At 56.3% G+C, this 23,686-nt stretch carries 15 protein-coding genes; all 15 read right to left on the bottom strand.

Annotation, left to right across the window (positions count from 1 at the left end; translation table 11 throughout):
* Nucleotides 1-19 precede the first annotated feature (19 nt).
* The 15 genes from RBR60_RS07440 to ettA all read right to left on the bottom strand — a co-directional run bounded on the left by RBR60_RS07440 (nucleotide 20) and on the right by ettA (nucleotide 23,489).
* Nucleotides 20-823, bottom strand: coding sequence for an outer membrane lipoprotein-sorting protein (locus RBR60_RS07440; protein ID WP_320355290.1), 804 nt, complete (start codon nucleotides 821-823; stop codon nucleotides 20-22).
* On the bottom strand, nucleotides 813-3,827 hold the full coding sequence (locus tag RBR60_RS07435; RefSeq protein ID WP_320355288.1) for an efflux RND transporter permease subunit: 3,015 nt from the start codon (nucleotides 3,825-3,827) through the stop codon (nucleotides 813-815). Before RBR60_RS07435 ends, RBR60_RS07440 begins: the two co-directional genes overlap by 11 nt.
* Before the next feature lie 374 nt (nucleotides 3,828-4,201).
* Nucleotides 4,202-6,340: a methyl-accepting chemotaxis protein gene (locus RBR60_RS07430; RefSeq protein WP_320355286.1), complete on the bottom strand. Its 2,139-nt coding sequence runs from the start codon at nucleotides 6,338-6,340 to the stop codon at nucleotides 4,202-4,204.
* 20 nt (nucleotides 6,341-6,360) lie between these two features.
* Nucleotides 6,361-7,008, bottom strand: coding sequence for a TetR/AcrR family transcriptional regulator (locus tag RBR60_RS07425; protein ID WP_320355284.1), 648 nt, complete (start codon nucleotides 7,006-7,008; stop codon nucleotides 6,361-6,363).
* Between the two features lie 109 nt (nucleotides 7,009-7,117).
* Entirely contained in the window at nucleotides 7,118-9,235 is a 2,118-nt protein-coding gene (locus RBR60_RS07420) for an EAL domain-containing protein (RefSeq protein ID WP_320355282.1), read from the bottom strand.
* On the bottom strand, nucleotides 9,232-11,835 hold the full coding sequence (locus RBR60_RS07415; protein WP_320355279.1) for a hybrid sensor histidine kinase/response regulator: 2,604 nt from the start codon (nucleotides 11,833-11,835) through the stop codon (nucleotides 9,232-9,234). Before RBR60_RS07415 ends, RBR60_RS07420 begins: the two co-directional genes overlap by 4 nt.
* Nucleotides 11,836-11,992: 157 nt before the next feature.
* Entirely contained in the window at nucleotides 11,993-12,448 is a 456-nt protein-coding gene (locus tag RBR60_RS07410; protein ID WP_320355278.1) for a hypothetical protein, read from the bottom strand.
* A 180-nt stretch (nucleotides 12,449-12,628) separates the two neighbouring features.
* On the bottom strand, nucleotides 12,629-16,300 hold the full coding sequence (locus RBR60_RS07405; RefSeq protein ID WP_320355276.1) for a DUF3683 domain-containing protein: 3,672 nt from the start codon (nucleotides 16,298-16,300) through the stop codon (nucleotides 12,629-12,631).
* A 168-nt stretch (nucleotides 16,301-16,468) separates the two neighbouring features.
* A complete protein-coding gene (locus RBR60_RS07400) occupies nucleotides 16,469-16,624 on the bottom strand; it encodes a hypothetical protein (RefSeq protein WP_320355274.1) in 156 nt (51 codons plus the stop codon).
* A 107-nt stretch (nucleotides 16,625-16,731) separates the two neighbouring features.
* Complete coding sequence (locus RBR60_RS07395) at nucleotides 16,732-18,327, bottom strand: peptide chain release factor 3 (protein WP_320355272.1); 1,596 nt, start codon at nucleotides 18,325-18,327, stop codon at nucleotides 16,732-16,734.
* Nucleotides 18,324-19,256, bottom strand: a complete 933-nt coding sequence (locus RBR60_RS07390) for a DMT family transporter (protein ID WP_320355271.1) — start codon at nucleotides 19,254-19,256, stop codon at nucleotides 18,324-18,326. The genes RBR60_RS07395 and RBR60_RS07390 overlap by 4 nt, the downstream gene beginning before the upstream one ends.
* 137 nt (nucleotides 19,257-19,393) lie before the next feature.
* Nucleotides 19,394-19,516, bottom strand: coding sequence for a hypothetical protein (locus tag RBR60_RS07385; protein ID WP_320355269.1), 123 nt, complete (start codon nucleotides 19,514-19,516; stop codon nucleotides 19,394-19,396).
* Nucleotides 19,513-20,199: a DUF4276 family protein gene (locus RBR60_RS07380; RefSeq protein ID WP_320355267.1), complete on the bottom strand. Its 687-nt coding sequence runs from the start codon at nucleotides 20,197-20,199 to the stop codon at nucleotides 19,513-19,515. Before RBR60_RS07380 ends, RBR60_RS07385 begins: the two co-directional genes overlap by 4 nt.
* Nucleotides 20,192-21,298: an AAA family ATPase gene (locus tag RBR60_RS07375; protein WP_320355265.1), complete on the bottom strand. Its 1,107-nt coding sequence runs from the start codon at nucleotides 21,296-21,298 to the stop codon at nucleotides 20,192-20,194. Before RBR60_RS07375 ends, RBR60_RS07380 begins: the two co-directional genes overlap by 8 nt.
* Before the next feature lie 505 nt (nucleotides 21,299-21,803).
* Entirely contained in the window at nucleotides 21,804-23,489 is a 1,686-nt protein-coding gene (gene ettA / locus RBR60_RS07370; protein WP_320355263.1) for an energy-dependent translational throttle protein EttA, read from the bottom strand.
* Nucleotides 23,490-23,686: the final 197 nt, after the last annotated feature.

Below are 23,686 nucleotides of genomic sequence, written 5' to 3'. Positions count from 1 at the left end.
TTTTTCCGGAAAAAGAATGTCATCGCCAGGTTTCTCCCATCTGATCCCTGTTGAAGCTCAAACCGTCAAGGCCCGTATCCACCAGGGCATCGGTGAGGGTGATTTCCGTTGTGTGTCTGGCTTTCAGATCCTTGGCCACGACCTTGAAGGGGATGTGGATGTTCTGGATTTTCCGGACATCGCCCGCCACAATCACCCGTTCCAGGCTGCCGTCCCTGCCGAAAAACCGCACCTGAAGGGGGACGAAGTTCTCCTTGTCGATCCAGCTCAGCTGCTTTGGGTATTTGGCGGAACTCTCTTTTGCAAGGGACTCCACCCGGAAGCAGTCCCTTCCGGAAAAGGCGGCATCGGTTTTTCGCTCATGCACATAATCGCTTATTTTCCGGCCTCCCAGATCCTCAAAGGAAAAATCCGTATCCTCAAAGGCGTTCTGTTTGTCGCTTAGGGCCACCTTTCTTGCCCTGCCCAGGGCCGGGATGTAGAGGTACTGATCGTTGTCCCGGTCTTGATTTTCGATGGTGAGAAAGGTGACTCCACGCTTGATGGAATCGAGAAAACGCAGGGCATGGAGGCTGACCTCCCCTTCGGTTTTCTGGCGCATGGCCACCTGCCGGGTGTCGGTGATTTTGTCTCCTGCCAGAAGCACCATGATGCCCCGGGTGGAAAGATCCTTTGCCGGTCTGTTGAAATGCTTCACCGTTTCCGCGAGGCTCTCACCCTCTTCTCTGGCCGTGGCCGGGTTGAAGGGGCCAAGCTCCGCCAGGGCGGGACCGGAAAGGCTGAGAAGGGCGATGAGCATCCAAAAAAGGGGTTTATGCCGCATGGGAATGTCCTCCTGAATCCAGGGTAAGGGGGTCTTGGCTGGAGCTGCTGACGGAGAGCTTTCCGGCCTCCCCGGTGATGGTGTGAGCCGGGTGAAGCTTTGCCGCAGTAAGGGTCAGCACTGCGGGAAGAAGGGTGACAGCGGCCAGGGCTGAACAGACCATGGTGAGGGAGATGAGCAGCCCCAGATGGACAAGGGGAATGAAGGCCGATGCGAGAAGCACAAGAAAGCCCGCTGTGACGGCTGCGGCATTGAAGAAAATAGCCTTTCCCGTACCCGCTGCCGTTTCTTTTATGGCCTCCGTGTGGCTCCGTCCCCGGTTGCGGGCATCGCGGTAGTGCACCAGATAATGGATGCCGTAATCAATGCCGATGCCGATGGCCACACAGGCGGTGATGGCCGTGGCCACATCCAGGGGAATGGCGGTAAAGCCCATGAACCCGAAGATGCCCATGATGGTGAAGGTGAGGGGAATGAGGCTGAAAAGCCCGTAAATAAAAGATTTCATGATGCGGCTGACCACAAGGAAAACCAGAACAAGGGAGATGAGGATGGAGCCGATCTGCCCTTTCACGATGAGCTGGTTGGCCTCGATGTAAAGAAGTCCTGCGCCGGTGAGCCTTGCCCCTATGCCTTTATCTTTCAGGATCTGGCCTTCCGGGCCGTTCAGGAAGGCGCGTACAGTCCGGGCCACCTCTTCCACCTTCGAGCTTGCGCCGGTTCGAAGCTGGATGCTGAGCAGTCCTTCCTTTTTTTCAGGATCCAGAAAGGATTTTGTGTCTTTGCGCTGATACTTGTCCATGTAGGCCTCATACTGGGCCTTCAGGGCCGTTTCACTCTGTTCTCCGGAGAGTTCTTCCAGCGTGGGCAGCCTGTAGCGGGCAGGATCATTGTCAAAAAAAGCCTGATTCATTTTCCGGATGAAATCTGCGACACTTACGATTTTTCCGATTTCAGGGTGGCTTGCCGTGAGATGGCGGCCGAGGGCTTCCTGAAAGCGGAGAAGATCCGGGTCCAGGGCGTCTCCCGGATTTTTTCCGGAGAAAACCACGGAAAGCCCGGTGGTTCCTGCAAAATGTTTGTTGATGAAGGTATCGTCTTTGCGGATGGGGGCCTCTTCCCTGAAAAAGGTGATGTTGTTCATTTCCACCCGGAGAAGGGAAAAACCTGCCATGGAAAGGCAGAAGAGACCCAGGTAGAGGGCGGTGACGGTTTTGGGTTTTTTGCAGCAGAAAAGGCAGATGCGGGTGATAAAGGGGCTTTTTTCCGCCGGAGTGATTGGGGGGAGGCTTTTTTCCCGGAACCCGAAGCGGATGAAAAGGGCCGGAGTCAGCACCATGGCGATGCCAAGGGCAAAGATCACCCCAAGGCCGATGAAAATCCCGAAATCCCGCAAAGGCACGATGCTGTTGCTGGCAAGGGAGATAAAGCCCGCAAAGGTGGTCAGTCCTGCCATGAGCACCCCGCCGCCGGTGAGGCTGAGGACGCGGCCTGCGATTTTTATCCTTTCGTTTCTGTCCGCAGCAGGGGGTGTCTTTTCCTGAAGGGCATGGGTCAGGTGGATGGCGTAGGCCGTACCCACGGCCACCAGCAGAACGGGCAGGGCCGAGGAGACAAGGGATACCGGCACTCCCGCATAGCCCATGATACCGAAACACCAGACAAGGGAGAGCAGCACCGTGAGCATGGGATAGAGCACACCGGAAAGGTTGCGGAACATGAGAAAAAGGCAGGCCATGACCACCAGGGTGACAAAGGGAAAAAGCCTCTGGATGTCATTTTCCATGGACTCACCGATGGCATCATCCACCACCGGTTCTCCGGCAAGGGCAGGGTGGTAGGGGGAGTCCCCGAATACCTCATCAAGGATTTGCCGCACCTCGGAAAGAAGCAGGGCCTTGTGGGCCTTGGTGAGATTGGGAGCCGTGCGGATCAGGATGAGGGCGCTCCGCTCCTCTTTGCTGTACAGGCCCCCTTCAAAGAGGGACCAGGCATGGAGCCGGGTTTTAAGATCTTCAAGGCTGCTTTCTCCTTCTGTAAAAATCCTGCCCGTCCGGATCTGCTTGGGGCTTTGCTGGAGAAGACCGGAAAGCTCAGAAAGAAGATCCGCATCCCGGAGGCTTTTTTCCTGAAGGCGGGAAAGAAAGATTTTGGAAAGCCCGGATCGCATGAGGCTTTCTTCTTCCTTGTGGAGAAGTTCGTGCAGGGCTTGGGGGGAGAGTTTTCCCCTTTCAAGGAGGATGCGGCTTAGGGTTCGGGCCTCATTTTTTTCGGAAAACCCCCTTGAAAGGAAAAATTCTTCCAGATCTTCGGGAAAGGCGAACTCCGGCCACACGGTATCACTTTCCATGAGGGAGGAGACCGTATCCACCCATACGCCCCGGTTAAACCCCCGGCTGTCCGTGGGCTGGCTGATGACACCCATGAGTGCGGCTCCGGGATGGGGCAGGGCGGCGACCATGCGGGAGAGGTGTTCCACTGTGGCCTGGATGAGGGTCTCCTGATCTTCTCCGTAAAGGGCCGGGGGCAGGGCTTCGGAAAGGGCTTCCTCCAGAACTTCACTTTCTGTGAAGAGGCTTGTTTCCGGGAGAACGTCCGGGCCTTCCATGCGCATGTGGTTCTGTAAAAGGGCGGTGATGAGCAGGGCCTCGGAAGGCCCAAGGGAAAAGTTCTTTTGCAGAATGCGTGCGGGAATGGTCTGGTTGGCGTTTCGGATGCGGTCTCCGGCTTTTTTGATTTTTTCCAGAAGAAGGGGGTCGTAGATGCCTTTTTCTGAAGAGATGGCAATGGCAATGCCTGAACCGGAGCCGAATTTTTCCTGGGTTTCCAGGAAAAAGAGTTTTTCCGCATTGCTGTCCGGCAGCATGAACATGATGTCGTTCTGGATGGAAAGCTGTTTTGCCCCGAAGGCCAGAAACAGGGTTGCGAAGAAAAGCAGGGGAAAAAGCAGCCTGGGCCTTCGGGCGAAGGAAAGAAGGATGGCGGCGCGTCTGGAGTCGGGCATGGACGGTCCTTTTTGGGGATCAGGTTTTGAATGACTCTTCAGTCATTTGTGGGCCGTGGGGAAAGAGCTTTTTCGGGTCTCCCCGACCCTCTTGACTGACTCGTCAGTCACATTAGGGTTTTTATTCCGAACTGTAAAGGGGTTTTTGAATCTGTACTCCAGATGCCTATCTGGAAAAAGAGCATTTGGACACCCTCAAAACTACATTTTTGCAACTCAACAGGCTAGATAAAAATTATGGGTAAAGCCCAGCCCAGAGGGAGGGGGGGCCTTGAGAATGGTTGTTTTCTCCCTTCTCCCACTGGGAGAAGGGCCGGGATGAGGGCAGAAAGCAATAAACAACCACGATGTTCATAAAACGGTATGGAAATGGTCTAAACTTTGAAGCGGCGCATCATGGTGCGGATTTCCTCTGAAAGTACGGAAAGTTCTTTCACAGTTGCCTGCACCTGGGTACTGGCGTTTTTCACCTGGCCAGCCGCAGCACTCACAGAAGCCATATCCCTTGCGATTTCATCGGATACGGAGGTCATTTCCGTGCTCTGGGTATCCGCCTCACGAACCATGTCCGAGGCTCTGGAAATGCTGGTGTTCACTTCCCGGATGGCGGCGGATTGTTCTTCTGTGGCCGTTGCGATGCCTGCCACAATGTCATTCACCCCCCGGATGCTTTTGACAATGCCCTGCACATCCGCAAGGGCTTTTCCGGAAACCTGCTGTATTCCCTCAATGCGGCTGCGGATGTCCCCTGTGGCTGCAGCGGTCTGTTGGGCCAGGGCTTTGATTTCTCCTGCCACCACGGCAAAGCCCTTGCCCGCTTCTCCGGCACGGGCGGCTTCAATGGTGGCATTCAGGGCGAGAAGGTTGGTCTGTTCGGAGATTTCACTGATGGCCTCTGTCACCCGGCCGATCTCCCTTGCCGCTTTCCCCAGTTCATCCATGATGACGGCAAAACCTTCGGTTTCCCGGACGGATTTTTCCGTGCTGGTATTGGCCTTGGCCGTATTGGCCGCAATTTCTGCGATGGTGCTGCCCATCTCTTCCATGGCGGAGGCAACAGAGCCAAGGCTTTGGGAGGACTGCACCATTTTTTCCGCCATGGCCTTTGCGGAAACGGCCATTTCTTCCGCTGCCGCAGCAACGGTTTCTGCGCGGGTGCTGGATTCTTCGGCTCCCTGAAGGGTTTGTTCGGATATGGCGGCAAGTTCGGTGGCAGAAGAGGCCAGGGTACTGGCGCCGTTGTTCATGGTGGAGAAGGTCTCCTTCAGCGAGGCCAGCATGGCATTGATCTGGCCCGCCATGATTCCCAGCTCGTCTTTTCTGGCAAGAAGCCCGGAAGATACGCTGCATGTCATGTCTCCTGCGGCAATGGCCCTGAAAAGACTTCCGGTTTCACTGAGGGGGCGGGTGATGCTGCGGGTGATCAGCCCTCCCAGAACCAGGGCCAGAAGGACACCGGTGAAGGTCGCTGCAAGGCTGAGGGTTTCCAGGGTTCTGGCTCTGGAGATGGATGTTTCTACATCCGTCCGGGCATGTTTGCGGCTGATATCCACCAGCTGATGAATATGGTCCAGAACTTTTTTCTGGGCCTGCGCCCCCCTCCCCGCCATTTCTTCCTGCATGGAGTGATGCAGTTCGTTCATTGCCTCAATGCGTTCATCGATGTCACGGATCAGGGCATCCATTCCCGCACTGGCGGCACGATCCATACCCCTGACATCGTTATCCAGCTCTTGCGTAAAGGCTGCGCTTTCGGCTGGGGTCCGCTTCCGAAGGCTTGCTTTGTAGGTTTCTCCCAGTGCGAGGTGGCTGGAAAGAAGATTTTTGATGTTCTGGGTGTCAAACCCCAAAGCCTCCATCAGCATGTGGGCTTCGGAGAGAAGTTTTTGGACATTGTCGGCTTCATGCTGGAAAGCTTTCAGATAACGCTCATGATCTTGAGGGTTTTGGCCCCGGATGAGAATATTTTTCCATTCCTGAATCTGCGTTTTGAAGTGGAGAGCTGCCCGATAGATATGGGCATCTGTTTCTGCCATAGCCTGGGGATAGGACAGTTTTCGGGCGATGGCGCTTCCGTCATAGCTCTGGGTGAGAGCATCCACTTGGCGGCTTAAGTCAATGATCCTGTTGTTGCTGTCCCGCCATTCCATAATGGCAGCATTGAAATCCCTGAAAATCTTTTTCTGATCCGGATCATGCAGCAGACTATCCAGTTCTTTGACGGCTCCGGCAAACTGTTTCCGGGCCTCTTCGATATGGGCGTAGTGATGCTGGCGGTTTTCCCGGGAAAGGCCGGGTGTGGCAAGGCTTCGCATACTGGCATGGAAACTCTCGACAAGGGTATTGATGGTAAGCATATGGTCGATGACGGGAAGGGTGACCTGGCCCATGCCGCTGATGGATTCTCTGCCGCTTTGGGATCCGTACAGGCCCATGGATCCTACGAGGAGGGTGATGAGGGTTACACAGATAAAGGCTGAAATGAGTTTTTTAGCGATACTGATGTTTTTCATGGGGCAGCTATCCTTATTTTCTAGAAAGACTGTAGGGTATCCGAATGCTTCCCCTCATTTTCTTTTCGCGTAAGGCCGTTCAGCATGAAGTGGCTCATCTCTTCTGCAATTTTTTCCACATCCAGGGTGCCGCGCATGACCATGAAGAAAAAGAAGCTGCGCTCCACCAGGCTTACGATGAAGACCGCCGTTGTTTCGGGATCCTGTACGTGGAGAAGGCCACGGGAATGCCCGTTTTCCAGTCTGTGGCGCAGAAGTTTGATGAAACCGAAGATGAGGTCCTCGTAAAGCTCTTTGAAGAGCCCGCCATGGCCGATGCCCTCCCGCAGAACAATTTCCGCTGCCTCGGCATCCGCCTGAAGGATGGAAAGGGCTTCCACCAGCATTCTGCGGAGGCGCAGGCGCAGTTCTTCCAGGGTTCGGCTGGTAAAGACATCCTCATCGGAATCAAAGATGTGGGTGAGGCCTTCCATGAAGGAACGGCAGATTTCCCTTGCGATTTCTTCCTTGGATTTGAAATAGAGGTAAAAGGTTCCCTGGGCGAGGCCCGCTGCGGAGACAATGTCCGAGACCCGGGCTTTCTGGAAACCCTTTTCCCTGAAGATACGCACCGCCGCATCCAGGATGTTCTGCCGTGTGCTGGCTTTATCGGAAGAAATGACGTTCATGTCATTTCGCTTAACCGAGTCCGGAAGGCGTGTCAACGTATCTTTTACTGAGAGGGCGGGCAGGTCCGGGATACCCTTTTCGGTTTTGCTGGGTGAGGCTTTTAAGTCTTCAGGTTTTCGTAAAAAGGGTTTCTGCGGGCAGGGGGCGGGAAAAGAGAAAGCCCTGGCCCAGGGGGCAGGTGAAACTTTTGAGAATTTCCTTCTGACCTTGGGTTTCAATGCCTTCGGCCACCACAGAAAAGCCCATGCGGAAGGAAAGTTCCATCACGCTGCGGACAATCTCCATGCATTCAGGTCTGTGGGGAAGGCCCGCCACAAAGCTGCGATCAATCTTGATCTGCTGCACGGAAAATTTCCGGAGCCAGGCGAGGTTGGCATACCCTGTGCCAAAATCGTCGATGACAATGGAAACGCCCAGTCCGCGCAATCGATCCAGGGTGGTCATGGCTGTTTCCGACTGGGAGAAGAGGAGGCTTTCTGTGATTTCGATGTGGAGTCTTTTTGCATCAAAACCACTTTTTTTCAGGCAACTCTCCACAACCTTTGCAAAATCGGCTTCCTCAAACTGCCGGGCGGAGACGTTCACCGCAAGGTAGGGTTGTTTATCCTCAGAGGGCCAGGCGGCGGCGGTTTTCAGGGCTTTTTCCAGAACCTGCTGGCCCAGGGGAACAATAAGCCCCGTTTCTTCGGCAAGGGGAATGAAGTCTGCGGGAGAAACCATGGAGCCATCGGGCTGTCGCCAGCGTACCAGGGCTTCATAGCCCGCAGTGTTTCCCGTATTCAGATCCACAATGGGCTGGAACCAGACGGGAAAGGCCCTTTCATGAAGCCCTTTACGGAGGGCACTTTCCATTTCCATGGCGCTGACGGCACTCTTGTGAAATTCCTTGTGAAAGACCTCAAAGCGTCCCTTGCCTGCGGCCTTGGCCCTGTACATGGCAAGGTCTGCATCCCGCATGACGGATTCCGCGTCCTCACATCCGCACAAGGGATGGACAATGCCGATGCTGGCTCCGATGTGCACGCTCCTGCCTTCCACCTCAAAGGGCCTGGCTGCGGCATCCAGGATGCGACGGGTGATATCCTGCACTTCCTGAAGATGATGGACGGATTCCACAAGAAGGGCGAACTCATCCCCGCCCATGCGGGCCACAAGATCCCAGGGCCGCACATGATCCCGGAAGCGTCGGGCCATCTCGCAGAGCAGATGGTCCCCTGCGGAATGCCCCAGGGTGTCGTTCACGGCCTTGAAGCGGTCAAGGTCCACAAAAAGGACGGCGCTTTTTATCCTGCGCTGCGGATCTTCAAGAAGGGTGTTGAGACGGCTTGCAAAAAGGTTTCTGTTGGCAAGACCCGTGAGGGCATCATGGGAGGCCTGATGGCGGAGATCCGCCTCCAGTCGTTTTCTTCTGGAAATATCTTCCAGCACAAGAAAGATGTCCGAGTTTTCCGACGTACTCTCAACGGGATAGCCCACAAGGGAAACGGGCACGGGATGGCCCTTTGCGTGGCGGGTGCAGGTCTCGCAGTGAACGGTTTCCCCTTTCAGGATGCGGGAGAGAAGATCCCGGTTTTCCGGGCTTTCTTCCGTTTCCAGCTCAGAAAGGGATTTTCCCGCAAGGCTTTTTGCAGCATAGCCCAGAATGCGCTCCACGCCGGGATTGGCTTCCATGACCCGGCCTTCGGGGTTGACGAGAAAGATGGCCTGGGGTGCATGGGCGAAAAGCTGACGGAAATAGCTTTCCTGGCGCAGGCGGTTTTCGCTTTCCGTTTTGAGGGCTTCCGCCATGGTCTGACACCGGGCCCGGTGGCGGGCAATGATGTGGTCCTGGTAGCGTTTCAGGGCCACATGGTTGTCCACCCGCCTGCGGGTGATGGCCGGGGCGATGGGTTTGCGGATGTAATCCACAGCCCCTAAGGCCAGCCCTTCGGCCTCATCTGCGGTATCGGTTTTGGCGGTGACAAAAATTACGGGAATGCGGCGGGTTTCTTCATCGGCCTTCAGTTCCCTGCACACGGAAAAGCCGTCCATGCCGGGCATCATGACATCAAGAAGGATGAGATCGGGCCGGGTTTCTGAGTTGCGGATAATCTCCAGGGCCTGGGCTCCGCTGGTGGCCACCTGAATGGCGTAGCTGTCCATGAGGAGGTTGCCGAGGATGTCAATGTTGGCAGGGGTGTCATCCACAATGAGCAGGGTTGCGGGTTGGAGAGAATCTGCATTCATGTAAGGGCTCCCTCGGGGGTGGAATCCAGACCGCCCAGAAGATCGGCGCGGATTTGGGCAAGAATTTTTCTGGCGTTCTGAAAGTCGTAACGCTCCGCCGCATCCATGAGGCGACGGAATTCCCGGACCCGGTTGCAGGCGGCAAAACTGCTTTCCAGTTCTGCGGTTTTGGCCTTGGCGTTCATGCGGTTGCCTGCAAAAAGGGCATCAAGCTCCGAGAGCGCAGAGGCAAAAAGATCAGAAGACAAGGCATGGCCTGGGCGGAGGCTGGCCTCCGGGGGCTGGGATTTCCGGATCTGGGCCAGTACCTCTTCCAGCGCCTGGCGGGCAGAGTCCAGGGCCATGTGTATGTTGCTTGGCCCCTGGTTTTGAAGGATGCGGCTTTCCAGTTCTGCGGCGTAAAGGGAAAGGGCCTGGGCGCCGATATTGGCGGCCGTGCCCTTGAGGGTGTGGGCAAGAAGACGGGCGCGGGCCTTGTCCCCTTTTTCCAGAGCCTTGAGAATCTGTCCGGGAAAATCCGCCTGGTTTCGGGCAAATTCTTCCAATACCCTTTGATAAAGACTTTCATTGCCAAGGAATCGGCCTATGGTCTTGCGGGTATCAAGGGAGGGGGGAGGCGTCGGGGGAGTTTCGGAAAAAGGGGCTCCTTGGGGCCGGAACCTTTCCAGTATGGCAAAAAGGGCTTCTCCCTGGAGGGGTTTGGTAAGATGGGCGTCCATACCCGCCTTCAGGGAGAGGGCTTCCTCCGCGGGCCCTGCGTCCGCCGTAAGGGCGATGATGGGCAGGCTTTCGAGGCCGGAAATGCTGCGGATCTTCCGGGTGGTTTCCCGGCCATCCATGCCCTGCATGCGCACATCCATGAGTACCACATCCACAGCCTCCCGCCGGAGCAGGGTCAGGGCCTCCTTGCCACTGACAGCACTTTTTATCTGAATGCCTGCGGGCAACAGCAGTTCTTCGGCCACCAGGCGGTTCACACTGTTGTCTTCCACCAGAAGAACCTTCAGCCCTTTGAGATTGGGTGCAAAAGGAGGGGGCGCGCAGGGGCGGATGCGGATGTCAGAGCCAAAGATCTCCATGATGGTGTCAAAGAGGGTGGAAGGCCTTAAGGGTTTGGCGAGGAAGGCAAGGCATCCTGGTGTGGCCAGGGCAAGACCTTCCTCTCCCGGCCATCCGCCCATGAGAATGACGGGGGGGAGGTCGGGTTTTTCCGCAAGCTCCCGGCACAGGGCCAGCCCGTCTCTGTCCTTGCCGTCTGCGTCTTTGAGGTGGCTGTCAAGGAGAATGAGATCCGGTATGGGGCCATGATCCAGGGCCTTGCGCAGGTCGGATCCGGTGTGGGCAAAGTCTGCGGAAAATCCGAAATCACTGAGATAGCGGCCGAGAACCCGCCTTGTGATGGGGTGGTCCTCCACCACAAGGCAGTGCAGGCGCTTCAGGTTCTCCGGGATCTGCGGGCGATTTTCGCATTGGGGCAGGGCGGGCAGGGGCAGGGAGAAGGAAAAGGCGCTGCCCCGGCCTTCTTCACTTTCAAGGCGGATGCGGCCTCCCATCTGTTCCACAATGCCTTTGCAGATGGCAAGGCCCAGGCCCGCGCCTCCGTACTGGCGGGTGATGGAGCCGTCGGCCTGGGTAAAGGGCAGGAAAATACTGACCTGGGCTTTTTCCGGAATGCCGATGCCCGTGTCCTCAATCCGGAAGGTAAGCCTTTCCTCTCTGGCGTTCACGCTGAGGCAGATTTCTCCGGACTCTGTGAATTTCAGGGCATTGCCCATGAGGTTGATGAGTACCTGGCGGAGACGCTGTCCATCCCCTGAAACGCTGACGGGAACTTCGGAAGCCACATCCGCAATGAGCTCAAGGCCTTTTTTTCCGGCCTCCGCAGCAAAGATGGCCGATACTTCCTCAACCATTTCCCGTACCCGGAAGGGAGCGGGGTTCAGGGGAAGTTGACCCGCGTGGATACGGGAAAAATCCAGGGTGGCGTTCATCTGGTCGAGAAGGGCCTGGCTGGCGGTCTGGATGACCCGGAGTTGTTCGGACTGGGAGGCGCTGAGGGAAGAGCTGAGCAGCACGGCGCACATGCCGGAAATGGCGTTAAGGGGGGTGCGGATCTCATGGCTCATGGTGGCAAGGAAGCTGTCTTTGGCCCGACTGGCGGCCTCCGCAGCATCCCGCGCCTTTTCAAGCTGATGGTAGGCAATTTCCAGGGCCTGGGTGCGTTCGGCAACCCGGCTTGCCAGCTCCGCCTCGCGGATGCGGATTTTGCGGGCCATCCAGTTCATGTGGCGCATCAGGGTGAGGAGTTCGTTTTCTTCCCCATGCTCGGGCGGGAGATGAAAGTAAGGATCCTTTGCGTCCTGGATGTCTTTGCAGAAAGCCATGATGCGGCGGAGGGGGCTTGTGATGAGCCAGGAAAGACCGGGGAGATGCGGACTCAGAAAGACCATGAACAGGCCTGTGATGGCGGCAATGCCCAATACATCCTGAAACTCTTTGTGCTGGAAGAGCCCGGACTGGGCCGAACTGAAACCTGCGGCGAGAAAGGGCAGGAAGATATGAATGGCGGTGATGAGGCGGTATTTATTGGCAAGGCGCATGAAGATTCCCTGGCTAAAGAGTCTTTAGGTCGGAATCTTTTTAGGTTTGACTAAAATTTTTGTCAAGAAATAGTTTGCCAGACCGTTTCTTGCCACTCTGCGGGGAAAGAAGGAGGAAAACCCGGCCAGCAGGAAGATCCGCCAGCCGGGGGGAATTTTATTCGCGATGGAAGGTGCGGGGAAGGCTGCGCTGGATCTTTTCCATTTCTTCTGCGCTGGGTGCGTCTCCTTCCCTGAACACCACCTCGTACTGGGTGAGGGTGATGCGTCTGACGGGGGTTTCGAGGATGTTTTCTGTTACGCGCTTGAGGATTTTGCGCATGCGCTTTCCCTTGTCCAGCATCTGTCTGCCCGTATAGGGACGGACAATGAGATCCAGGGCATAATGCATGCGGTCGTGTTTGCGCGTGGCCTCCAGAACGCCCTCCTGGGTGGCAAAACCGAGGGTGATTTCAGCCCGCACATAGGTACGGTCTTCCAGGGGGGCAAAATAAGAAAAGCTGTACTTATAGGGCGGTTCTCCGAGGAGAAAATCCAGCTGTTCACAGCCGGAGAAAAGAAAAAAAAGGGGAAGGATCCACAGCATTCTGAGGCGCAGGGAGGGACGTGACATTTTTCCTCCTTAGGGAATGGGTGCAGGGCAGGAGGCCTTAGGTTGGGGGATCTTACCCGGAGCGGGGAAGATCGGAATATCCTGATATGGCAAAGCCTGGTCCCGGAAAGGGGGACCAGGCTTTGTTCTCGTCTCCCGGAAAAACATCCCCTTTCCGTCAGAAAAGGGATCCTTCAGCATTTAAATGTTGACGGCATCGGTATTGGCGAGAAGGCGTTTCAGCTCCTTTTCCCACTGCGTGCCGCCAATGCGCAGGGCAATCTCTTCGGTGAGATGCCGTGGGGTAACGCCCAGGTCCATGTTGCGACCTAAGCCCTGAATACATGAAGGACAGTTTGTGAGTAACACAGGGGATGCCCCCTTGTCCATGCCTTCTGTGGCCCGTTTCAGGGTGGCGTGTTTGCGGATGCGCATGCGGTTGGTGATGTCCGTGCGGCTCAAAGACATGGTGCCTGCCTCGGAGCAGCAGTGGGCGGTGTTTTTGAGCGCCTCTCCCGTGGCTTCTCTGAAAAGGCGCAGGGCATTGCCTTCCAGGGAATCGTGGCAGGGTGCATGGTAGAGTTTTTCCTCTGCCACGCTGGGAATTTCAAGACCCTTTTCCATGATAAAGCCGGAGGCGTCCATGACCGGGCAGTCGAAGATATGGGCCGTCCCCAGCTCTTCCAGGGCTTCCTTGCAGGTGCCACAGGTGACCACACAGGCATCAAAGGTGAGGTAGCGGAGCATCTCACGGGTCTGATTGAAAAGAATGGTGTTGCGCAGGTTCAGGTGATCCCGTTGCAGGGTTTCCGCATTCACCTTGGCGGGAAAGCTGCAGCAGAGAAAGGGCGGAGGCAGCACCACCCGGACACCCGCCTTGAGCAGGATGTAGATACCCGCCTTGCTGATGACACTGTGCAGCCGCTCAGATCCGCAGCCCGGAAAGTAAAAGACCGTGTTGCGGGCCTCTCCCGGTGGTTCCATGACCAATACCTGATTGGGACCGCAGGCGGGAAGACTGTCCCTTAAGGTGTCTTTGGGAAGGGAGGGCATGGGTGCATCCAGAAGCTGGATGGGCTTGAGATCTTTGATCCAGGTCTTGTTCAGGGGCGAACAGGCAAACTTACCCACACGCAAGGGGCTTTTTTTCCGGATGCGGGTCAGGACTCTGGCTCCCAGCCTCTGGGCTTCGCCCCCATAGCGCAGCACCCCCTTGCGGAAAAGGGTATTATAAAGAGGGGCATTGCTTTTGAGGTAGCCCAGCACCATGCGGGTGGGGAGGGCCTTTTTCTTGAATTTAAGGGTTGCAAGGATCTCCCGCTCCAGGATGGAGACTTCGGCGGTGTCGATGTCCACCGGACAGGGAATCTTGCATTTGTGGCAGATGGTGCAGTGGTCTGCGATTTCCTCCAGATGCTTCAGGGCCCGGAAACGGCCCGTGTGGGTGCGCTGGGCATCATAGAGGATGGCTTCAATGAGGGCCGCCACGGCAAGATTCTTGTTTCTCGGGTGGTAGAAGAGATTCTGCTGGGGGTAAAAGGTGCAGCAGTCCGCCTTGCATTTGCCGCAGCGAACGCATTTGGCGATCTTGTCCGAGAGGGTCTTGAGGGAACCGTGCTGGAGGATCTTGGCTTCAATGCTTAAAAGATTGAAAGAGGGGGTGAAAACCTTTTCCGGAACATTGGGGTCTTCCAGTTTGCCGGGGTTCATCACGTTACCGGGGTCTATCTTTTTGCGATACTGGGTCAGGGCGAGGATCTGCTCTTTGTCAAAATACTTCATCTTGGTGATGCCGATGCCATGCTCTCCGGAGACCACCCCGCCTAAGGCCACGGCCTTGGCCATCACATCATCGGCTGTCTTGTTGGCCCTGGCCATCATCTCAAGATCGTTGGAAAATACGGGAATGTTCACATGGATATTGCCGTCTCCGGCGTGCATGTGGGTGGCAAGGATGATTTGCCGGGAGCGGACGGCCTTGATGAGGTCTGCGATTTCCGCAGAGATTTTCCTGTAACCCTGGAACAGCTCCAGAATGTCTTCCGTGAACTCCCGGAGCAGGCTTTCTGCGGCCAGCTCCTCGTGGGTGGCTGAGGAGAGGGCCAGGATGGTATCTTCGCAGAGTGGATCTGCGGTCAGGGCCTTGCCCTTGACCCAGCCCGCATCTTCTGCGTCCGCAGGTTGGGCGGTTTTGAGGTAGGATCGGATGGCTTCCACAGCGGCCCGCTGGTTGTAGCGATTTTCTTCTGCATTGTAATCTTCGGCAAAACGGGCGAAGGCGGCCAGTTGGTGCAGGGGCAGGACAATGTCCTCGTTGAGCTTGAAGGCATTGGTGCGTGCGGCAATGGCACCGAAACGCTTGCGATCCTGCCAGAAGCGCGTGGACTCCGCCTTGTCTTTGGCAAAGAAGATTTCCGTGTTGGGGTAAGGCTCCAGCAGGCGGGCGAGATTTTCTTTTCCCCGCTCCAGCTGTTCGGCCGTGTAGGCCACCATGTCCACGAGAAGCACGGCTTTGGGGATTTCGCTGCGGGCCGCTTTCACTTTGTAGCCGATGGCCTTGATGTATTCGTCATCAAAGTGCTCCAAGGCCATAAGGGCTTCCTCGCCCCTGTTCTCAAAGGTTTCGGACAGGGCCACGATAACCCGGCTGGCTTCCTCCATGTCTTTGCCGAAAAACTCCAGACAGCAGGTGGCTTTTTCCGGGTAAGCTTCATACAGGATGAATTCCGCAGAGGTGATGACCCCGTCGCAGCCTTCCTTCTGGATGCCCGGAACGCCGGCCAGGGTTTTGTTGGTGATGTCCTTCCAGAGGCCGGGCTTGCGGATTTCTCTGCCGCTGATACGGATTTCCTCGGTTTCCAGGGTATTCAGATTCTTGAGGACATAGATGACCGTATCCGAAGGCTGGATTTTGCGCATGGGATGATTGGTGCGCCGCACTTCCAGAAAACGGCCGTCGGGCATGGCGATCTTGAAGGCAATGAGGTTGTCGATGGCCGTACCCCAGAGAACGGCGGTCTTGCCCCCTGCGTTTTCCGCGATGTTGCCGCCGATGGTGCAGGCCCAGGCGGAGGTGGGGTCTGTGGCAAAGACCAGGTGCCGGGCTTCCGCCGCTTTCATGGCGGCTTCTGTCACTACCCCAGCTTCCAGGCGGAGGACGGGCATGGTTTTTTCCCTGCCGTCATCCCCGGTGAAGGATTGCTCCTCAATGCCATGAATGTGGTTGAGTTTTTCCGTATTGACCATGATACAGCGATCCCGTACGGGCACGGCTCCGCCGGTCAGCCCCGTGCCTGCTCCCCTGGGGATGGCGTGCATGCCAAGTTCCCCAATGGCGGCAAGGATTCTGGGGACCTGCTCTTCCCTGGAAGGACGCACCACGGCAAAGGGCAGGCAGAGCCGCCAGTCCGTGGCGTCCGTGGCGTGGCTGTTGATGCTGAAGGGATCAAAGGAGATGTTTTTATCTCCCACAATGGCCGACAGACGTTTTTTCACCTTGTTGCGCAGGGTTCTGATTTCCCGGATTTCCGTCTGAAGCTCAGCAAGCCTTGTGTGGCAACGGTCCAGAACAATCTGCACATCGGAATTGAGGGCAGCTTCGGCCACAGCTTTGAGATCTTTACCCGCGTTGGCGAAGAATTCATTGCGTCTGTGGCGGGAGGTGATGAGATCCTCATACACAAAGGGATTGCGCCTCAGAATAAAAAGATCACCGGCAAAGCGCATGAGCAGGCGGGCGGAGCGGCCTGTGACACGCTGGGACCTGAGATTTTCCAGCACCTGCCAGATATCGTTTCCAAGGATCTGGCAGATCACCTGGCGGTCGTCGGCGGAGGTGTAATTGTACGGGATTTCCCGGTAATTGACATGCATGATGGGGCTACCTCCCGGAATGCAGCAAGGAGAAGAAGGCTCTCCTTCTGCGGAAGATGGGGAAAAAACAGGGAAACGTCTCCTTAAAACATCAGGAACGTTTCCCGGCAGGAAGCCCAGGCGGATAAGGGCCGGGGCTGGCTGTAGAGCCCGCCGTCTTCTACCATTTTATGGGCTGGGATGGCAAGGAGAAGGGCCGGATGAGGATACGGGATTGTTCACGGGCTCAAGCTTTTCAATATGGGCGGTCTTGTCCGTAAAACAGCCGTTTTTTTCCACACTGGCCGCGCAGTTGGCCTCGGCATAGAGGATTTTTTTCTTCATGGTTCTCCCCGCGATGATCTGGATTACTCAACGCCTTTCAGGCGAGAGTCTTTGGGTCGCTTAAAGGCCCTTGAATCCTTTCCCTCCGGACTGCCTTCAAAGTGTACTCAGTCCGTCTCCCGTGTCTTGAGGAAGGCAATCCCCGGCCATTGTTCTTCCACAAAGCCCAGCTGCCATTCCGTGGTGGTGAGGAAGGTGAGATGGCCTTCGGCATCCCGTGCCAGGTTATGGCCGTGTTTTTTCTCAAATTCTCCATAGATTTTGGGATCTTCACAGCGTATCCAGCGGGCCACGCCGAAATTGACATTCTCGTAGATGGCGTCCACGCCGTACTCCGCCTTGAGGCGGTGCATGGTCACGTCAAACTGGAGGGCGCCCACGGCACCGAGGATATAGTCCGGCACGGTGATGGGCCGGAAAAACTGGACGGCCCCTTCTTCGGCCAGCTGGGTGAGACCTTTCTGAAGTTGCTTGAGCTTGAGGGGATTTTTCAGGATGACCCTGCGGAAGATTTCCGGTGCGAAATTGGGAATCCCCGTGAACTTCAGGGGTTCTTTCGCGGTGAAGGTGTCTCCGATCTTCACGGTGCCGTGGTTGTGTACGCCGATGATGTCGCCGGGCCAGGCCTCGTCCACGTTGCTGCGGTCCTGGGCCATGAAGATGGTGGCGTTGCTGATGATCATCTCCTTTCCCAGACGGTGGTGCATGACCTTCATGCCCCGGGTGAATTTTCCGGAACAGATCCGTACAAAGGCGATGCGGTCCCTGTGGGCGGGATCCATGTTGGCCTGGATTTTAAAGGCAAAGCCGGAAAAGGCCTCTTCCTCGGGACTGACCAGGCGGGTGGCTGCGGCTCTGGGGGAAGGGCAGGGGGCCATTTCCACAAAGGCATCGAGAAGTTCCCGCACGCCGAAATTGTTGATGGCCGAACCGAAAAAAACCGGAGTCTGGGAGCCGGAAAGGAAGTGGCGCATTTCAAAGGGGCTGGCGGCACCTTCGAGAAGCGCAATGTCCTCGCGCAGTTCATCGGCCTGGGAGCCTAAGATTTCATCCAGAAGGGGATCGGAAAGATCCCTGATGGTGATCACATCCCTGGGCTTGCTTTCCCGGCTGGGGTTGAAGAGGGAGATCTCTTTTTTGTAGAGATTGTACACCCCCCGGAACCGCTTTCCCATGCCGATGGGCCAGGACATGGGAATGCACTCGATCTGGAGTTTGTCCTCGATGTCCGAAAGAATATCGAGGGGGAACATGCCTTCTCTGTCCAGCTTGTTGATGAAGGTGATGATGGGCGTGTTCCGCATACGGCAGACGCCCATGAGTTTTTCCGTCTGGGTTTCCACGCCCTTGGCCGAGTCGATGACCATGAGGGCCGAATCCACGGCAGTGAGCACCCGGTAGGTGTCTTCGGAAAAGTCCTGGTGACCGGGGGTGTCCAGAAGGTTCACCTCATAGTCCCGGTAGTTGAATTTCATCACCGAAGTGGTCACGGAGATGCCGCGTTCCTGTTCAATGGCCATCCAGTCCGAGGTGGCGTGGCGCTGGGCCTTTTTGGCCTTGACGGCACCTGCGGTCTGGATCGCGCCACCAAAGAGGAGCAGCTTTTCCGTGAGGGTGGTTTTCCCTGCGTCCGGATGGCTGATGATGCCAAAGGTCCTGCGTTTGGCGACTTCCTGGGTAATTTTGCTGCTGGGAGTACTCATGATGGGGATATTCCTGAACTGGGGTGGGCCGCGGCAAGGGGCGGCGCAGGGGGTTCCGGAAGGCGGTTCTGGCTCAAGGCGACACCGGAAAGCACGAGGGCGGCGCAGCCATACTGGAGGGCGGTGAAACGCTCGCCCAGGATCAGCCAGCCGAAGAATACGGTGAATACGGGAATGAGGTTGACATAGGCCGAGGCCTGACTGGCCGGAATGCGGCTGACGCCATAATTGTAGAGACCATAGGCACCTAAGGTGATGCAGGCGCCGAGATAGAGAACGGAAAGGGCCGGGAGGGTTTCAAGGTGTGTCGGAAGCCCTGTTCCCGGAAAGAGCAATACGGGAAAGAAGAAAAGGCTGCCGCAGAAGGCCTGAAAACCCGTGAGGAGAAAGGCCGGGTAACGCTCGGAAAGGTGCTTGAGCAAGAGGGTATAGCCCGCAGCACAGACCATGGCCAGAAATTCAAAAAAATTGCCGAGAAGGGGATTGGGAGCACTTTCCGTGGCCGTTCCCGTGAGGGAAAGCCCGAGGGCCCCGGCCATGGCGATGCCAAAGCCCGCAAAGGTGCGTGCTGTCACCCGCTCGTGCAGAAAAACCATGGCGCTGATGGCCACAAGAAGGGGCAGCACCGCCGTGATCATGCCCGCCTGGGAGGCCGTGGTGAGGGTGAGTGCCTTGGCTTCAAAGATAAAGTAGAGGCAGGGTTCGCACAGGGCCATGAGGGCGAGAAGCTGTCCATCGCCTCTGCGGTAGCGGACTTTGGAGAGCAGGGGCAGAAGAAAGGGAAGAAAGCAGATACTGGCAATGGCCATGCGGGCAAAGATCACCACCAGGGGATCATAGGTAGCAAAGGCCAGCTTCAGGGCAATGAAGCTGGTGGACCAGAGGAGCATGGCGGAGATCAGGGCCGCATAGGGGAAAAAAACGGACACGGGAGTTTTTCCTTTCAGGCACAGCAATAAGAACCGGCGCAGGCCGGGCAGCAAGAAAAGCCGGAACCTCAAGGAAAAATTCCGTAAGGTTCCGGCTTCTCATATTCTAAGGAAAGCTCCTTAGCACATCCCCGGCATCAAGGGAATGACGAAGTGTGCCTTGGGCCGCTTCCGGCATTGAATGTGTCCTGAATGGATTCCTCGCCCCCGGCCTCTCCCGCATTGGTCTGATAGGGCTGGGCTTTAAACTTCAGTTTCATGCCTGCTCTCCAATCATGGCTTCGAAGCTCTCAATCCAGCCATTGAAAAGCGGGCATTTCTCACGCATCCGGTCAATCCCGATCTCCCGTGCAATGGCCATCCCTGTGGTGGTCTTGGAAAATTTTCCATTTTTTGACCAGGCATCAAGTCGCTTGGATGGTGCTGTCTCAGGATGGTTGTTGATGGCCTCGGGTTCACCGCATGCAGTCAGTACAGCCTTCACATGGGATTCTTTTTTTCCAAGCCGGGTTGCGAGAATAGCGGAGCTACTGAACAAAAGCGCCTCGAATTCATGAATGGCCATATACGGGATGAATCGTCTGTCCGCCCGTTGCTCCGGGAAACTGGCAACCACCTCTTTTTTCGTCGCTTCATTCACGACCCGAGCAATCTCAGAGGGTGTGGCGCCTGAAGGTACCAGCTCCAACCCCGGCCACTCCTTTGTACCGTAATAGTCGACCAAGGTCGTGACATAGGTATCCCGCCGCTGTTTCAGGTGCAGCCCTAAATCTCGTTTGACCCGCTCAAAACGTACATCCCCGCCTTTCTGGCCGGGTTTTGTCACTTGGGTCGCCCTCATGAAAATCATCTTCCGTGCCAGATAAGGTTTCAGCAGGGATTCGATGAATGTTTGCTCTGTCTTGCCTTCGACAATGGCCACCACCTCGATGCAATCACTCATAAACCGGCCCCCCGGAGATCACATTCTTCGTCCAGAGCTCACCCACCGAATAATTCTTCAGCCATTCGGAAAAATCGTCTTCCTTGAGCCGTTTGAAGGTGGAGGCATTCTCTTCACGGCTCACCACAATCACATCCTCAATGGCAAACTGGTCGATCAGCGCCGGTGACTGGGTCGCGACAATCACCTGGGTCCTTTGGGAGGCAACCTGGATCAGCTCCGCCAGAATGGGGATTGCCGCAGGATGAAGGCCCAGTTCCGGTTCATCGATGATAATGGTCGAAGGCGGATTCGGCTGAAGCAGGGCCGTGGCCAGGCAGATGAACCGAATCGAGCCGTCGGACAAATGATAGGGCTGCATGGGATAGTCAGAGCCTTTTTGCATCCAGCTGATGTTCACCTCCTCCCTGGCCCCGCTACTCCGGGGCTCCAGGATGAAGTCGTCCAAAAATGGAATGACAAGACGAACGGCATTGAGGATCTCCTGGTAGGCTCCGGGGCCCTTTTCCTTCAGCTTCAGGAGAAACGGCCCTATATTGGCCGCATCCATCCTCAACACTTTGTTATCCTGAACGATCTCATAGTTGCGCATTCCGGAGGTGGCGCTTGTGTCATGGAAATGATAGATCTGCCAGGAAGCGATGGCTTCATAAACAGGCTGGCTGTATCTGGCCCCGGCTGTTTGGAGCTTGATCTCCTCCACCATTTTAGACGTCCCGTCTTCGCTGTCCCCCAGATGCCACCAGCCGGTGGTGCCATGCTCATAATATCGCGCTTCGTCCTCGATGGCGCAGGCATTGCTTGGCGTTGGTACCAGCGTAAAACGAAACCCACGGGTACCGAAGCGTGTTTCAAACTCCATCTTTTCTGTGCATTTTCTTCCATTGAACAAAAGATCCCCCGCCCCGCCGTTATCCCGGACATAGCGATTCAGGTTGCCGTCGATCAGGGCCCTGAGCATCCTGAAGAAAGAGATCAGATTGCTCTTCCCCGCCCCATTGGCTCCCACAACCACATTGAGGCTCTTCACCTCAAATGCTGTGAGTTCGCGGATGGATTTGAAGCCCTTGATGGTCAACCGATCCAGAGACGTTCCCATGAGCCCTCCTTATATCGACTTCACGTCCGTGAGGTAGCAGGCGTAGCGGGTGAGCATGAAATCATCGTCCTTTTTTCCCTCACCCCCGGCCCCAGAGCTGGGCTTTACCCACAATTTTTATCAAGCCTGTTGAGTTGCAAAAATGTAGTTTTGAGGGTGTCCAAATGCTCTTTTTCTTTCACTTTCCTTAATGATCTTAAAGTCCTTAAGGTCATTAACGACAATACTAACGACCGGCCTCAACGCCATAAAGGAGCTGGTAGGGCAGACACAATCTGCACCTGCGAATGAATTGTGCAGCCTCTGTTTTGTAGGGGCAGGCCCTCGTGCCTGCCCCTTGGGTGAGAGTTCCATAAAGAATATTCTCACCCAAGGGGGGGAAACAGGCCTGCTGCCCACCATTTCCTCTATGTTAGTATCCCTGATTTCATAATTCCGGGCTTATGGGTAAAGATAAGCCCAGAGAGAGGGGGGAAAGAATATCCCCAGAGGCTTCTGTTCCGGCTTACTGCCGGGTCAGTCTTCTGTACTTCATGCGCTTGGGGATGAGGGCATCGGCCCCAAGGCGGCGTTTTTTGTCCTCTTCGTATTCCGTGAAGTTGCCGTCAAAGAAGACCACTTCCGCGTCCCCTTCAAAGGCGAGGATATGGGTGCAGATCCGGTCGAGAAACCAGCGGTCATGGCTGATGATGAGGGCGCAGCCCGCAAAGTTGGCAAGGCCTTCTTCCAGGGCCCGGATGGTGTTGACATCGAGGTCGTTGGTGGGTTCGTCAAGGAGCAGGACGTTGGCTTCGGACTTCAGCATCTGGGCCAGATGCACCCGGTTGCGCTCCCCGCCGGAAAGCACTTCCACCTTTTTCTGCTGATCCGCTCCCGAGAAGTTGAACCGGGCCACATAGGCGCGGGAGTTCACTTCCCGGCCACCCACAGAGACCAGATCCTGGCCGCCGGAGATCACCTCCCAGATATTTTTTCCTGCGGCAAGGGAGCCTCTGTGCTGATCCGCGTAACCGAGTTTTACCGTCTCACCCACACGGATGGCCCCTTTATCGGGCTTTTCCTCTCCTGAGATCATGCGGAAGAGGGTGGTCTTGCCCGCGCCGTTGGGACCGATGATGCCCACGATGCTGCCCGGCTGGAGCTTAAAGTTCATGCTGTCCACAAGGACTTTGTCCTCAAAGGCCTTGGACAGGCCTTCGGCCTCGATGACCAGATTGCCGAGACGGGGGCCGGAGGGGATGAAGATCTGAAGATCCCGATCCAGCTGTTCGTTGCTGCGGCCGAGCATTTCCTCATAGGCGTTGATGCGGGCCTTGGACTTGGCATGGCGGCCCTTGGGACTCATGCGGATCCACTCCAGTTCGCGCTCCAGGGTCTTCTGGCGTTGGGATTCCTGTTTTTCCTCATCCGCCAGGCGTTTTTGCTTCTGCTCCAGCCAGGAAGAATAGTTGCCCTTCCAGGGAATGCCCTCGCCTCTGTCCAGCTCCAGAATCCAGCCTGCCACGTTGTCGAGGAAGTAGCGGTCATGGGTGACGGCGATGATGGTACCGGGATACTGCTGGAGATGCTGTTCCAGCCAGGCCACGGATTCGGCGTCCAGATGGTTGGTGGGTTCGTCGAGAAGCAGGATGTCGGGTTTCTGTAAAAGCAGCTTGCAGAGGGCCACCCGACGGCGCTCCCCGCCGGAAAGGATGGAGACCTTGGCGTCTGCGGGCGGGCAGCGCAGGGCGTCCATGGCCATTTCCAGGCGGGCGTCGATGTCCCAGCCGTCCATGCGGTCGAGGAGATCCTGAACCTCGCCCTGACGCTCAATGAGGGCGTTCATGGCGTCGTCATCCATGGGCTCTGCAAATTTCTCGTTGATGGCGTTGTATTCCTTCATCAGGGCCGCCACCTTGCCCGCCCCTTCTTCCACCAGTTCCAGTACGGTGCGGTTTTCGTCGAGCAGGGGTTCCTGGGGCAGATACCCGATGGTGTAGCCGTCGGAAAGGATGGTTTCTCCGGAATGTTCTTTGTCTTCTCCCGCAAGGATGCGCAGGAGGGAGCTTTTACCGGAGCCGTTTAAGCCCAGGACGCCGATTTTGGCGCCGTAGAAATAGGAAAGGGAGATATCCTTGAGCACGGTCTTGGTGCCGTGCCGTTTGCTGACCTGCATCATTGTGTAGATGACCTTTTTGGTATCCACGCTCATGGGAAAAGCTCCTTATAGGGATTGTTCTGGTTCATAAAAGGGAAGCGCACCGTAAAGGGTGCGCTTTTCTTTAAGCCTGTAGGGTGGTTCGGGCCGACGGTTTCTTTCCGGATGGCCATGGATCTGGCCGTCTGGCCTTGCGGACGGCCGGTTTAAAACTGTCCTTATCTAAATGAAGATGGGCATAAGATCAAGGA

It is taken from the genome of Desulfobotulus sp. (assembly GCF_034006065.1).
Classification (GTDB): domain Bacteria; phylum Desulfobacterota; class Desulfobacteria; order Desulfobacterales; family ASO4-4; genus Desulfobotulus.
The sequence above is the reverse complement of the archived record's forward strand: the minus strand, read 5'-3'. Positions and strand labels throughout refer to the sequence as shown.